Consider the following 13,726-nt stretch of genomic DNA (forward strand, 5'->3'; position numbering starts at 1 on the left):
TGTTCGGAGGATTCAATGAGTAAAGCTGATGAGATTTTCATAAATATGTGCAAGGACATCCTTGAGAACGGTACCAGTACTGAGGGCGAGAAGGTTCGCCCTCACTGGGAGGATGGAACGCCTGCATATACGATAAAAAAGTTCGGCGTGGTTAACCGCTACAATCTTGCAGAGGAGTTCCCGATAATGACTCTTCGCAAGACCGCGCTCAAGAGTGCAACGGATGAGATGCTCTGGATCTGGCAGCAGAAGTCCAACAATGTAAACGATCTGCACAGCCACATCTGGGATGAGTGGGCTGATGAAAACGGCTCAATCGGTAAGGCCTACGGCTATCAGATGAGCGTTAAGCACAAGTATAAAGAGGGAATGTTTGATCAGGTTGACAGGGTTATCTATGATCTTAAGAACAATCCTTTTTCCAGAAGAATTATGACCAATATCTATGTGCACCAGGATCTGTCAGAGATGAACCTATATCCCTGTGCCTACAGCATGACCTTCAATGTTACTCAGAAAAAGGGCGACGATAAGCTCACCCTGAATGCAATTTTGAATCAGCGCTCTCAGGATGTGCTGGCAGCAAACAACTGGAATGTTGTTCAGTACTCTGTTCTGGTTCATATGCTTGCGCAGGTCTGCGATATGAAGGTAGGTGAGCTTGTGCACGTGATCGCTGATGCTCACATCTATGACAGACATGTAGATATTATCAAGGAACTAATAAAAAGAGAGCCGAAGCCTGCTCCGACTTTCAAGCTGAACCCCGATGTTCACGATTTTTATGAGTTCACAAGAAATGATGTCTCGCTTGAGAACTACGAGGTGGCGGGCGAGCAGATCACGAATATACCGATAGCGATTTAAGAGGAAAAATACATGAAAATGATTCTATCTGCCGACGAGCATTGGGGAATCGGCAACAAGGGCCAGCTCCTTATCAGAATTCCAAACGACATGAAGAACTTCAGAGCAGAGACCATGGGCAAGGTACTGGTTTACGGAAGAAAGACACTTGAGACCTTCCCGGGGCAGCAGCCGCTTGAAGGAAGAAAGAATATTATTCTTTCAACCAATCCCAATTACGAAGTAAAAAATGCTACAGTAGTTCATGATCTTGATGAACTGAAGGATGCACTTGCAGAGTATGACACGGACATCGTGTATTGCATCGGCGGAGCGAAGGTATACGAAGAACTTCTTCCGATGACAGATACCTGCATTGTTACCAAGATTGACAGGACCTTTGAGGCTGACCGTTTCTTCCCGAATCTCGATGAATCGGAGGAATGGGAACTTGTCGAGGAGAGCGAGGAACAGGCGTATTTCGATACGACCTACACCTTCAGAACCTACAAGCGGAAGTAATATTTAAAAGAGCATATTATAATGATAAGGACTCCCAAGAATTTGTAATGTAATTCGTGGGAGTTTTTGTTTATATAACTTTTATAAAGTATGAAAAAAAGTAACATCTGTAGTGTATAGGTGTATTTTATAATTTTTATATATAGGTATTTTTTTAGTCCGGAGGTACACGAATGCTGCTGATTGATGATATTCCTACCAATAAAATCGGACCATTAAGGTATAGAGCCGGGAAAGTGTTCCCTTTTGGGGCAACGCTCCGGGAAGACGATAGTGTAAATTTCAGCGTTTACTCGAAGGAGGCCACAGGTTGTACCTTGGTTTTGTTTCACCACGGTCAGAAAAAGCCGTGGATAAAAATACCGTTTCCTGAAGAGTACAGAATCGGAAATGTGTACACTATGCTCGTTTATGGTATAAATTCCGAGACCACCGAATACGGATATATTTTTGATGGCCCCTATGAGCCTGAAAAAGGGCTTTTATATGACAAGAACAGAGTGCTGCTGGATCCTTATGCAAAATCGATTTCCGGCAGGACCGTATGGGGGAAGAAACATCGTGAAGATGAGCAGTTTGTTCATAGAGGGCAGATTGTGGATGAGGACTTTACATGGGGCGGGGACAAACCCCTTGAAATTCCGGTAGAGAAGCTGGTTATCTATGAGATGCACGTTCGCTCTTTTACACAAAATAAGAACAGCAATGTCAGGCACAGAGGGACTTATGCCGGAGTTATGGGAAAAATCCCGTACCTTAAGGAGCTTGGCATAAACTGTGTTGAACTCATGCCTGTTTTTGAATTCGATGAGTTTGAAAATTCGAGAGAGGTCGGTGGAAAAAGACTTTATAACTACTGGGGGTATTCCACGGTGGGCTTCTTTGCGCCGAAGGCCGGGTATGCAGCTTCTGCTCCTCTTGGAATGGAAGGTTACGAATTCAAACACATGATCAAGGAATTCCACAAGAATGGAATAGAAGTAGTACTGGATGTGGTTTTCAATCATACTGCTGAAGGAAATGAGAACGGGCCTTACATTTCATATCGCGGAATCGATAACAGGACCTATTATCTCCTTACACCCGAGGGATATTACTACAATTTCAGTGGCTGCGGCAATACCATGAACTGCAATAATCCCATTGTGAGGCACATGGTGCTGGACTGCCTCAGATACTGGGTGACGGCGTATCACATCGACGGCTTCAGGTTCGATCTTGCATCGATTTTGTCGAGAGATAAGGATGGATCTCCGATGATGAATCCGCCCCTTTTGAACAATATAGCCAATGATGTGGTACTTGGAAAATCACTGCTGATTGCTGAAGCCTGGGATGCCGGCGGGCTCTATCAGGTCGGCAATTTCCATCATTGGGGAGAGCGCTGGGCTGAGTGGAACGGAAAATACAGAGACTGCATCCGCAAATTCATCAAGGGCGGTGAGGAACAGGCTCCCGAAATAATAAGGAGAATAAGCGGTTCCAAGGATCTCTACGGAGAAGGAGGTTTCGAATCCTCGGTTAATTTTGTATGCTGTCATGACGGTTTTACACTCTATGATCTTGTATCCTACAACGACAAGCACAACGAGGCCAACGGTGAGAGGAACCAAGATGGCTGTAATGACAACGACAGCTGGAACTGTGGCTTCGAAGGCGACACTGATAATCCTGACATCTTAGATTTGCGGTTCAGACAGATGAAAAATCTGATGACCATACTTCTTACAAGCCGCGGAATGCCTATGCTGCTTTCCGGGGACGAATTTGGGAATACACAGTTTGGCAACAACAACGCGTATTGTCATGATGATGAGATTTCCTGGCTGGACTGGTCGCTTCTTGATAAGAATAAGCACCTGTATGACTATGTAAAAACGCTAATAGCCTTCAGAAAAAGGCATCCTGTTATGTATACGGGTTCTGCGGACGGCGAATATAACGGTACGGGATATCCGGAACTGTCATTTCATGGATGCAGGGCTTGGGATATTGATACGAATTCACCGGGGCTTGCCTTTGCATACATGTATTCGGAGGATGGCCAAAAGTACGGCCTTAAAAAGAATACATTCATTTATGTGGCTGTAAATGCGCACTGGGAGGATCACGATTTTGAACTGCCTATTTTGCCTGAAGGGTATAAATGGGAGCTTGTACTCGAATCAGGAGGCTATGGCTATGACGGTTCGGGAAGAATATGTTTAAAGAACAGATCCACGGCAATACTTAAGGCAAATTGATAATGGATGATAAAATATATCCTTTTTCCTTGACCTAAGGGGTAGTTTGAGATAATATAATATTTGTTTACTTTGACAGTTTAAAGTGTCAAAATGTTAAAGAGTTAAATAATCACAGGATGGCTTGAAAATACCGGGGTTACACCGGCTTTTTAAAAGGAGCATCCGAAAAAACGAGGAGGAAACGTATGAAAAAGAAGATTCTTGCTATGGTTCTTAGCACAGCTATGATTTTCAGTATGACAGGCTGCGCTCGTACAGCAGGCGGCAACACTACTTCTGAGCCTGCAAAGACAGAGGAGACTGCAGAGGCAGATACAACTGAAGCAGAAGCTGCTGATGATACAGCAGAGGCTGAGGATGCTGCAGAGGAGGTGACCGAAGAGGCAGCTTCTGAGGATGCAGAGGATCCCGAAGGCGGTAAGACTTTCCACGTAGGTGTTATCCAGCTGGTTGAGCATCCCGCACTTGATGCTGCTACAAAGGGCTTCGAGGAAGGCCTTGAGGAGGCACTTGGTGAGGCAGGCTATTCAGTAGAGTTCGATTATCAGAACGCTCAGGGCGAGCAGGCTAACTGTGCTACCATCGCTACAAAATTCGTAAATGACAAAGATGATCTTATCATGGCAAACGCAACACCTGCACTTCAGGCAGTTGCAGCTGCTACAGGTGATATCCCGGTAGTCGGAACATCAATCACAGACTACAAGTCAGCAGGCGTAATCAATGATAACAATGCACCCGGCACAAACGTTACAGGTGCTTCCGACCTTGCTCCCGTAGACGAGCAGATCGCACTTCTTCAGAAGCTCGTTCCCGATGCTAAGCAGGTTGGTATTCTTTACTGCTCATCAGAGGCTAACTCCAAGTTCCAGGTTGACCTTGCTGCCGCAGCTCTTGATGCAGCAGGTATCGGTTACAAGGAGTACACAGTTGCTGATTCTAATGAGATTCAGTCAGTTGTTACAAATGCAATCGCTAACAGCGACTGCCTGTACATCCCTACAGACAACACAATCGCCGATAACATGTCTATCGTTAAGAATGCAGCATGGCCTGCAAAGCTTCCCATCATCTGCGGTGAGGAGAACATGTGCAAAAACGGCGGTCTTGCAACACTTTCCATCAGCTACTATGACCTCGGCGTTACAGCAGGTAAGCAGGCTTTCGAGATTCTTGTAAACGGCAAGAACCCTGCAGAGATGCCTATCGAGTATGTATCCGAAGGTATCACAAACGAGTACAATCCTGAGACTGCTGAAGCTATCGAGTTTGACGATGCTCTTCTTGATGGCCTTACAGCAATCGATATGTCAGAGTAATCTATCGGAATACATTTTAATTAAAAAACAGGCGAAGGTGCTCATATCACGCGAGCACCTTCTTATCTTGTTTTTTCAAAACAAGATAAGCGCTCCGCGGGATGCGCAGCTCGCAGAAAGGTAGTTATTGCTCACGCAATCTGCTCGCGCGCAAGAATTTCGCAAGCGAAATTCTATTTCTATGCGTTGTATATTATTTTACAAAGGAGTAATATTTATGATCTCGCTATTACATGCACTGCCGGGTTCTGTTGCCCAGGGACTTATCTGGGGAATTCTGGCAATCAGCGTTTTTCTCACATTCAAGGTACTTGACTACGCCGACATGACTGTTGACGGATCCTTCTGTACCGGAGGAGCTACCTGCGTAATGCTTATGCTCTCAGGACAGAGCGTATATGTAGCTCTCATTTGTTCATTTCTTGCAGGAATGTGTGCCGGCTATGTTACCGGACTTCTGCATACAATGTTGAAAATTCCGCCGATACTTTCCGGAATCCTTACACAGCTCGGTTTATATTCGGTGAACCTTGCCATTATGGGAAAATCGAACCAGGCGATAAGCGTAGATCAGTATGCTCTTATTGTCAGCCTCAGATTTATTAACTATTCAATCATCATGAGCGTGATCATAGTTGCGATAATCATTTTCCTTCTGTACATGTTCTTCGGAAGCGAGATCGGATCAGCTATCCGTGCTACCGGATGTAATCAGAACATGGCAAGAGCACAGGGTATCAATACCGGTCGCTGCATCAGAATCGGACTTGTTGTAAGTAACGGTCTTACAGCTTTTGCCGGCGGACTTTATGCACAGTATCAGGGAAATGCCGATGTCAACGCAGGTCGTGGTGCTATCGTTATCGGACTTGCTGCGGTTATCATCGGTGAGGTTATTTTCGGATCAAGACATAATTTCGCAGTGAGAATGGGAGTATCTGTTGTAGGCGCGATCATTTACTACATCGTAATCGCAGTTGTTCTTCAGCTCGGACTTCCTTCAACATACCTTAAGCTCTTAAGTGCGGTACTCGTTGCGGTATTCCTTGGAATCCCGGCTATTCAGGGATATCTTGGAATCAAGGTGAAACAGAGATAAAGTAAAAAGAGCATAAGCAGAGGAAAAGAAACTATGTTAGAAATCAAGAATCTTGTAAAGATATTCAATAAAGGAACAATCAACGAGAGAGTCGCTCTTAACGGCGTTGATCTCACATTGAACGACGGAGACTTCGTAACTGTTATCGGTGGTAACGGTGCGGGAAAATCGACCATCCTTAACGCTGTTGCAGGCGTGTGGCCGATTGATGAGGGAAGCATAGTCCTGAACGGACATGATATAACAAAGCTCCCCGAGTACAAGAGAGCACAGTACATTGGTCGTGTTTTTCAGGATCCCATGATGGGAACCGCTGCTACAATGCAGATTGAAGAGAATCTTGCACTTGCTGCAAGACGTGGACAGAGCAGAGGTCTTAAGAGCGGAATCAATAATAACGAGAGAGCAAGGTACAAAGAGCTTTTGAAGTCACTTGATCTCGGACTCGAGGATCGTCTTACCAGTAAGGTCGGACTTTTGTCCGGTGGTCAGAGACAGGCAGTGACTCTTCTTATGGCTTCACTTAAAAAGCCCGATCTGCTCCTTCTCGACGAGCACACAGCAGCCCTTGATCCCAAGACCGCAAAGAAGGTGCTTGAGATCTCCGAAAACATCATCAAGGAGCACGGTCTTACAGCCCTCATGGTTACACATAACATGAAGGATGCCATCGCTCATGGAAATCGTCTTATCATGATGAGTGAAGGTAAGATCATCTATGATGTATCGGGTGAGGAGAAGAAGAACCTCAAGGTTGCCGATCTTCTTCAGAAATTCGAAGAGGCCGGAAATGATGAGGTCAATGATGCTATGGTGCTTTCATAAAGGATAAAAAATAAGCCCTCTGTAATCTGCATGATTCTCTTGGAAGAATAGCAGGTTACGGAGGGCGTTTATTTATTTCATCTTATGAGCGATTAAAGCTGCATTTTTGGTTTACTTAACCTTAATGGGTTTGCGGGTGTATTCTGACCATCCGGAGAAATACTTCTTGCCGTCTTTTACAACATAAGTTCTTACGCCAACATAGTATTTCTTTCCCTTCTTAAGCTTCTTGATGGTTACTGTACCGTTCTTCTTTTCGAACTTTACCTTCTTATTTGCAAATGCTTTTTGTACACGATTTTTTTCGAAATACTTATCTGTGGCACAAATAACCTCATAGCCATCAGCATCCTTAACTTTCTTGAATGTTACTTTGAGAGCCTTCTTGGAAGGAGACTCGACCTTGACGAGCTTGGAGGTTGCAGCCTTAGATTCAAATACGCAGGCAATATCAACTTTAATATCTTTTGTATCCATGTTGAGGAATGAGATGTAATAGTCACCAGCTGTCAATTTGATATTACCAAAATCAGTTTTATTTTCTACATCCTTTACGAGTGTAAGTTCTTTTTCGAGCTCAGGCTTTTCGGCATCTGCCTTCCAGAAATCAACATAAACTTTCCCGTCGCCAAAAATGCTGAAGGTGATTTTTCCATCAACCCCTGCATGGAATTTGAAACAGGTACAATCATTTTTGTCAGGTGCTGTGTCACCTTCTTTTCTTCCTGTTATGGTATCTGACTTGCAGTACTCTTCCTCACTAATTACTTCTATGGCATCCTTTTGAAGATTATCCCTTACATCCTTGAAAGTCTTCAACTGGGTTGCGCCTGCCTTGGCAGGGAGCTCTGCATGCGCAACAATAGCTGGTGCAATGGGCGCTGCCAATGTGGTGGCAGATAAAACACCTGCCATGGTTATTGCAAATCTTTTTCTAAATCTCTCAAATACTTTCATGAAAACCCTCCTATTCATAAGAAAAAGTGCATAAGAATGCAGTATTCCTATGATTTTGAGTATAAGCGCGCGTGGTATACACTTCAATAGAATGGAGGTTTATTTCATACAATTATAATAATGTTTATTTATGGGAAATAAACGTATAAATACAATAAAATATTACAACTATATTGATGAAAAATATTCCCATGATAAAGCATCCTTAATAATACCGAATACGGTTTAAACTCGGATATAAATGTGATATGATAGTAAATGATAATAAACAAAAACACCCGTAAACGGCTATTTATTTATGCTTTTATTATGATGCTCCGGAGGTGTACTCATGACTATAGATGAAATGAAGCAGAGAAGGCGGGAATTTGGATACTCCTATAAAAAGCTTTCGGAGTTATCCGGGGTACCACTGGGGACAATACAGAAGATTTTTAACGGAGAGACGAAGTCACCCAGGCATGATACCATCGTGATGTTACAAAAGGTATTGGAGCCGGATAGTGCTGCGAAGGAAAGCTATAGGTTTAAATCTTATGGCGATAGCAAAGAAAAAAAATACGGCGCGGAGGGGGAACACTACGAAAACCTGAGAGAAGAGCCTGCTATAATTTATGGGAGTAAGAAAAAAGTCGACCTGGAGCATTTTAATGGGAAGAAGCAGGGAGAATATACAATTGAGGATTACGAGGCTCTTCCGGATGATGTGCGAGTTGAGCTAATTGACGGTTATTTCTTTTATATGGATGCGCCATCTACGAGACATCAGCTTATGGGCGGTGAAATCTATGCACCGATTCGCAATTATATAAGAAAAAACAAAGGAAAATGCATACCCTTTATATCACCGACAGACGTACAGCTTGACAGAGATGATAGGACTATTCTGGAGCCGGACGTTTTTATAGTTTGTGACCCATCTAAGATTACTGAGAAGAGAATATATGGCAATCCTGATTTTGTTGTTGAGATCATATCGCCATCAACCGCGAGAAAGGACAGGTTTATCAAGGCTAAAAAATATAAGTATGCCGGTGTTAAGGAGTTCTGGCTTGTGGATCCAAAGAAGAGGAATGTGCTTGTGTATAGCTTTGACGATGAGGATAATGATGATATAACTATCTATGGGTTTGGAGATAAGATTCCGATAGGGTTATATGACGGAAAACTGCAGATTGATTTCGCAGATATCGCAGAGTATGTGGATTCGATTTGCGGACCGGTAGAATAGGATTTATGAAAAATGAATTATAAATTTGAAGAAACCACTGATGAAAAAAATGGAAAGTATCTCATAATAAAGGGTTGTGAAGACTCGTGCAGACAGCTGGTTATACCGGAGTCCGACAGTAATCTTGTTCCGGTGAGGATTATCGGTAATCATGCCTTTTCCTCAAGAGATGACCTTGTAGAGGTTGCAATTCCGAATTCTGTACACACTATTCTTGGATTTGCTTTTCATAACTGCGGGAATCTCAAGAAAATATCGTTAACCGATTCGGTCACGGAGTACCTTGACGGTGGTACGAGACAGTGTGAGAGCCTTGAAGAAATCGAGGTTTTCCTGGAAAATGGGAACAACTACATTATACGAAGAATCCTCGAGGACAATGACAGGCGATTGACCTTCAGAATGCATATGCCTGATGGCGAGGCTCTGCTGGTATTTCCGGGATTTAACTATGATTTTGTGGAAAATACGATGGCGAGAACTATTCAGTTTGCCATTGAGGGAACCGGTTATGCTTACAGAGAGTGCGTAAAAAGTGACCAGATAGGCTTTAGAGAGTACGATAACCTCTTTTCAAAAGTTTCGGCGGATGATAAGGGCACGGCAGAGATGATCGCGATGGCGAGAATCCTTGCACCCTATGAACTATCTGAAGATGCCCGTATTGCCTATGAGAAGTGGCTCCTGGAGCATGCTTTGAAGAGTTTGACCATAGCGGTCGATAATGCAGGAACTGTCTCAAAAGGTAAGGCAGGGACAAATACCGTAGCTAATATAGGAACCTTTGATGATTATCTCAGAGATACCGAGGAACACACCGCTTTCTACCTTGAACGAAAGCTTATAACGAAGGCCGATGCCCGTAAATTAGCACATATAGCTGCTGACAGAGGTATCACCGCAATAGTTAGTATGCTTATGGACTACGCAGAAACTGACAGTGATGTGGAGAAAAGTGGTGACGAAAGTGTCACAAATCGTAAAGATGACAATATTCTTGAATTGGATTTCTAATAAGCCTTCCCCTTGGGGAATACAGAATAATAAAAGCCTTCCCCTTGGGGGGCGCACGACGTCCGGGGGACGTCGGCTTTGCGCGGACCGGAGCGGAGCGGAGACAGGTGGCACGAAGTGCCGGATGAGGGGTACATTTTGAACCAAACAGATAACCTTGCCAACAAAATATGGACCAGCGTCAAAACGGAGCTTCTTTTATCCATGCGATTCATGGCTCCGGCTCTTTCCATACTCGAAATTCGGCGTGATATGTCCACCACATCGGTAGGGACTGACGCGGTCAGCGTGCTGTATAATCCTAATTATGTTTTCAAAACCTATGTCGAGGATCCGAATAAACTAAACAGGACCTACCTTCATATGCTGATGCATTGCATGTTCAGGCACATGTACAGGGCTTCGGAGTACCCGGATGCTGAGTTGTGGGATCTTGCCTGCGACATTGCGGTGGAGAGCATCCTTGATTCAATGGATTATCAGTGCATTTACAGAGTCAGCTCCGATCTCAGGGAGCGGTGGTATGGGAAGCTCACGGAAGAACTTAAGGTCCTGACAGCAGAGAAGATATATAGTTTTCTGGAGAAAAATGTTGAATGGAACATAAGGGACTCAGGTTCCGCCAACGAGAATCTGATTACGGAAGATACCTGGAACCGCCTGGTACGCGAGTTCAAGCTGGACGACCACAGCTTCTGGGACAGGCTTGATAATAAGGAAGAAGAGCCCCGTAAGGAAGATAAGCCCGACATCGACATGCAGATGCAGATGAGGCTCAGAAGGGCCAATAAAAAGGAAGTCGAGGATGCCTGGAAGAATACTGCGAAACGCATAAAGAGCGATATTGCAAGTCTCGGCGATGAGAAGAGCACCGAGACGGGGAGCCTTAAATTCTATCTGAAAGCGGACACCCAGGATAAGACCTACTACACCGATTTTCTTAACCAGATAGCGGTTGTAAGGGAGGAAATACGCATAGATCCGGATTCCTTCGATTACGGACTGTATAATTACGGCATGGAGATCTACGGCAATATGCCTCTTATAGAAGAGAATGAGTACAGCGAGACACACAAGGTCGACGAATTGGTAATAGCAATCGACACGTCAGCCTCATGTTCCGAAGAACTCGTACAGACATTTCTTAATGAAACTGCCGGGATTTTGCGTAGCAGCGAGAATTTTTTCCGGGAGATACACGTCCACATCATTGAGTGCGACAACAGAGTCCAAAATGACCTGACTATCAATCATCCCGAGGAGATGGAGCACTACGCCGACAGATTTGAGATTTCAGGCGGATATGGAACAGACTTCAGACCGGTATTTTCCTATGTGGACGACCTTAGGAAAAAAGGAGAGTTGAAGCATCTTCGAGGTCTCATGTACTTCACTGATGGCTTTGGGGACTATCCCGAGAAACCCACGGACTACGATACCGCCTTCGTTTTTCCGTCGGACAAGGAGACCGGCGCCGACAAAATGCCAAACTGGGCGATTCAATTATACATCTAAAGGCCTTCCCCTTGGGGGGAAGGTGGCAGCATAGCTGCCGGATGAGGGGAGAAAGGACGAATATGAACATACAACAAGCGAAGCAGGAAATCATCAACACCATAAAGGCATACCGCGAAAAGGACGAGATGGGGAACTATCTCATCCCCGTGCAGAAGCAGCGCCCGATTCTTCTTATCGGACCTCCGGGAATCGGTAAGACAGCCATCATGGAGCAGGTTGCGGAGGAACTCTCGGTCAACCTCGTTTCCTATACCATAACTCATCACACCAGGCAGAGTGCGATCGGACTTCCCTTTATATCGAAGAAGGAATATGGGGGAAAAGAGACCTCCGTCACCGAGTACACAATGAGTGAGATCATCGCCTCCGTCTATGACAAAATAAATCAGACCGGCGTTAAGGAAGGAATCCTTTTCCTTGACGAGATAAACTGTGTATCAGAGACACTTGTTCCCACCATGCTGCAATTTTTGCAGTATAAGACCTTTGGTGCGCACAAGGTACCGGATGGTTTCATCATTGTTACGGCCGGAAACCCACCGCAGTACAACAAGGCTGTCAGGGACTTTGATATAGTTACCCTTGACCGTGTGAAGAGAATCGACATCGAGGAGGATCTCGAGGCCTTCAAGAGCTACGCAGATTTCAACGGAATTCACGGATCAATCCTGGCTTACCTCGATATTCACAAGGACAATTTTTACAGAATAAAAAATGATATCCAGGGCAAGCGTTTCGTAACCGCCAGAGGATGGGAAGATCTGTCACAGTTGATCAGAGCCTATGAAAAGCTCGGCATTGAGGTCGATGAGAAGGTGACTTCACAGTACCTTCAGGAGCCTGAGGTTGCCAGAGATTTTGCCATGTATTATGCGCTCTACCACAAGTATGAGGACGTATATAATGTCGATGAGATCCTCGAGGGGAGTGTTCCCGCTGAGAGAGATAAGCTGCGCAAGGCTCCTTTTGATGAAAAACTCAGCATAATAAATCTTCTTATAGACAGACTTAATCAGGAATTCAAGGCATATGACGGTGAGTTTGGAGTGCAGAAAAAGCTCCAGAAGGAGATTACTGACATTGTTAAGGGTACTGTTTTCGCGGAAGAACCTTCGATATATAAAAGGCTTCAGCTTCGTATAAAGGAAATGCGTGCAGAATACGAGCAGAAGGCCGGTGAACATCTGATGGATAAGTCATCCGAGATCACGCTTAAGAAGGAGATCCAGGCGCTTGAGAATCTTGAGAGAAAGCTTGCCAGCTCTGAGACTGAGGATAATAAGGATATTATCAAGGCATGGTTTTCCGAGAGAGAGCTCACACGTAGGGAGAGTGCCGAGAATACCGGAAAGCACCTTTCGAACTGTTTCTCATTCCTTCAGCAGATTTACGGCGAGGAGCAGGAGATGGTTCTGTTCCTTACAAGGCTGGATTCAGGTCACTATAGTCTGAACTTCATCCAGAATGAGGGCTCGGAGGAATATTACAAGTATAATAAGCTCCTGCTCCTTCGTGACAGGAGAAAAGAGATTGTAGCGCAGGTTCTGGAAGTGTGAGGAAACTCGCAAGTTTACGAATTGACACTTTCTATTCACAGATGCAGTATTTGTATTACAAGACATAGTAATGAAAACTACATATTCTGTAAATTGGACCATTCTATGATATTCGTGCTTATCGCCGGCTCCTACACGCCGGTTTGCGTTCTTGTGCTTAGTTCTAAGATTGGCATTCCGCTCCTTATAGCTGTCTGGAGTCTTGCAATCATAGGGATTTTGATGAAGCTTTTCTGGATCAACTGTCCGCGCTGGCTATCTTGTTGTCCGGCACATTAAATGAGTCCTCAATCTTCACTTTAAATGAGGCTGCATAGGGTGTCAGACAAAGGGTTCAGTCAGATTGTTTGACACCTGATTTTCAGATTATATAAATGAAATCATCCCTCACGCACTTTAAATGAGTGAGGGATATAATCCTAACCAAGTTCGCAGTCATTGACTGCCTGCATGACGATGTCGGTTGTAATGAGATCAGCTTTGGCGCTGTCACCTATAAGGAGGCTGGCGTTACAGTACTTGTTTATGAGACGCGGAGTTCCATCAGCTGCGTTGAGTATTGCTTCTATTGCTGCATCATCAAAGATGGTCTG

11 protein-coding genes and 1 pseudogene are annotated in these 13,726 nt (G+C 44.5%); 11 read left to right on the top strand and 1 reads right to left on the bottom strand.

What is annotated here, in order from left to right:
* Nucleotides 1-15: 15 nt before the first annotated feature.
* The 6 genes from thyA (at nucleotide 16) to G630_RS0113890 (ending at nucleotide 6,857) form a co-directional block, all read left to right on the top strand.
* The gene (thyA, locus tag G630_RS0113865) at nucleotides 16-867 is read left to right on the top strand and encodes a thymidylate synthase (RefSeq protein WP_022762427.1); all 852 of its coding nucleotides are present in this window, start codon (nucleotides 16-18) and stop codon (nucleotides 865-867) included.
* A 12-nt stretch (nucleotides 868-879) separates the two neighbouring features.
* The gene (locus tag G630_RS0113870; RefSeq protein ID WP_022762428.1) at nucleotides 880-1,368 is read left to right on the top strand and encodes a dihydrofolate reductase; all 489 of its coding nucleotides are present in this window, start codon (nucleotides 880-882) and stop codon (nucleotides 1,366-1,368) included.
* A gap of 173 nt (nucleotides 1,369-1,541) precedes the next feature.
* Nucleotides 1,542-3,611: a glycogen debranching protein GlgX gene (glgX, locus tag G630_RS22000; RefSeq protein ID WP_081667956.1), complete on the top strand. Its 2,070-nt coding sequence runs from the start codon at nucleotides 1,542-1,544 to the stop codon at nucleotides 3,609-3,611.
* Nucleotides 3,612-3,799: 188 nt separating this feature from the next.
* A complete protein-coding gene (locus G630_RS0113880; protein WP_022762430.1) occupies nucleotides 3,800-4,933 on the top strand; it encodes an ABC transporter substrate-binding protein in 1,134 nt (377 codons plus the stop codon).
* Nucleotides 4,934-5,150: 217 nt separating this feature from the next.
* Nucleotides 5,151-6,032, top strand: a complete 882-nt coding sequence (locus tag G630_RS0113885) for an ABC transporter permease (protein ID WP_022762431.1) — start codon at nucleotides 5,151-5,153, stop codon at nucleotides 6,030-6,032.
* Nucleotides 6,033-6,065: 33 nt separating this feature from the next.
* Nucleotides 6,066-6,857 carry an ABC transporter ATP-binding protein gene (locus G630_RS0113890; protein ID WP_022762432.1) on the top strand — a complete coding sequence of 264 codons (792 nt, stop codon included), beginning with the start codon at nucleotides 6,066-6,068 and terminating at the stop codon, nucleotides 6,855-6,857.
* A 111-nt stretch (nucleotides 6,858-6,968) separates the two neighbouring features.
* Here the strand turns inward: G630_RS0113890 and G630_RS0113895 are convergent, their stop codons facing one another.
* On the bottom strand, nucleotides 6,969-7,814 hold the full coding sequence (locus G630_RS0113895; RefSeq protein WP_026498934.1) for a hypothetical protein: 846 nt from the start codon (nucleotides 7,812-7,814) through the stop codon (nucleotides 6,969-6,971).
* A 331-nt stretch (nucleotides 7,815-8,145) separates the two neighbouring features.
* Here G630_RS0113895 and G630_RS0113900 point away from each other — a divergent pair, with 331 nt between their 5' ends.
* The 5 genes and pseudogenes from G630_RS0113900 to G630_RS24300 all read left to right on the top strand — a co-directional run.
* Nucleotides 8,146-9,045 (top strand): Uma2 family endonuclease, encoded by a 900-nt coding sequence (locus tag G630_RS0113900; protein ID WP_026498935.1) that lies wholly within the window; start codon nucleotides 8,146-8,148, stop codon nucleotides 9,043-9,045.
* 12 nt (nucleotides 9,046-9,057) lie between these two features.
* Nucleotides 9,058-10,059, top strand: coding sequence for a leucine-rich repeat protein (locus G630_RS22005; protein ID WP_049946224.1), 1,002 nt, complete (start codon nucleotides 9,058-9,060; stop codon nucleotides 10,057-10,059).
* A gap of 138 nt (nucleotides 10,060-10,197) precedes the next feature.
* Nucleotides 10,198-11,574, top strand: coding sequence for a vWA domain-containing protein (locus tag G630_RS0113910; protein ID WP_155831993.1), 1,377 nt, complete (start codon nucleotides 10,198-10,200; stop codon nucleotides 11,572-11,574).
* A 62-nt stretch (nucleotides 11,575-11,636) separates the two neighbouring features.
* Nucleotides 11,637-13,133, top strand: coding sequence for an ATP-binding protein (locus tag G630_RS0113915; protein WP_026498937.1), 1,497 nt, complete (start codon nucleotides 11,637-11,639; stop codon nucleotides 13,131-13,133).
* Nucleotides 13,134-13,166: 33 nt separating this feature from the next.
* Nucleotides 13,167-13,394: pseudogene (locus tag G630_RS24300) on the top strand (hemolysin III family protein); the annotation flags it as partial.
* Nucleotides 13,395-13,726: the final 332 nt, after the last annotated feature.

This window comes from Butyrivibrio sp. WCD2001, assembly GCF_000424485.1.
In the GTDB taxonomy this organism is placed as follows: Bacteria; Bacillota; Clostridia; order Lachnospirales; family Lachnospiraceae; genus Butyrivibrio.

Bases quoted from the DNA above. Each gene is read 5' to 3' on its own strand.
- thyA (WP_022762427.1), top strand. From the start codon at position 16: ATGAGTAAAGCTGATGAGATTTTCATAAATATGTGCAAGGACATCCTT.
- G630_RS0113870 (WP_022762428.1), top strand. From the start codon at position 880: ATGAAAATGATTCTATCTGCCGACGAGCATTGGGGAATCGGCAACAAG.
- glgX (WP_081667956.1), top strand. From the start codon at position 1,542: ATGCTGCTGATTGATGATATTCCTACCAATAAAATCGGACCATTAAGG.
- G630_RS0113880 (WP_022762430.1), top strand. From the start codon at position 3,800: ATGAAAAAGAAGATTCTTGCTATGGTTCTTAGCACAGCTATGATTTTC.
- G630_RS0113885 (WP_022762431.1), top strand. From the start codon at position 5,151: ATGATCTCGCTATTACATGCACTGCCGGGTTCTGTTGCCCAGGGACTT.
- G630_RS0113890 (WP_022762432.1), top strand. From the start codon at position 6,066: ATGTTAGAAATCAAGAATCTTGTAAAGATATTCAATAAAGGAACAATC.
- G630_RS0113895 (WP_026498934.1), bottom strand. From the start codon at position 7,814: ATGAAAGTATTTGAGAGATTTAGAAAAAGATTTGCAATAACCATGGCA.
- G630_RS0113900 (WP_026498935.1), top strand. From the start codon at position 8,146: ATGACTATAGATGAAATGAAGCAGAGAAGGCGGGAATTTGGATACTCC.
- G630_RS22005 (WP_049946224.1), top strand. From the start codon at position 9,058: ATGAATTATAAATTTGAAGAAACCACTGATGAAAAAAATGGAAAGTAT.
- G630_RS0113915 (WP_026498937.1), top strand. From the start codon at position 11,637: ATGAACATACAACAAGCGAAGCAGGAAATCATCAACACCATAAAGGCA.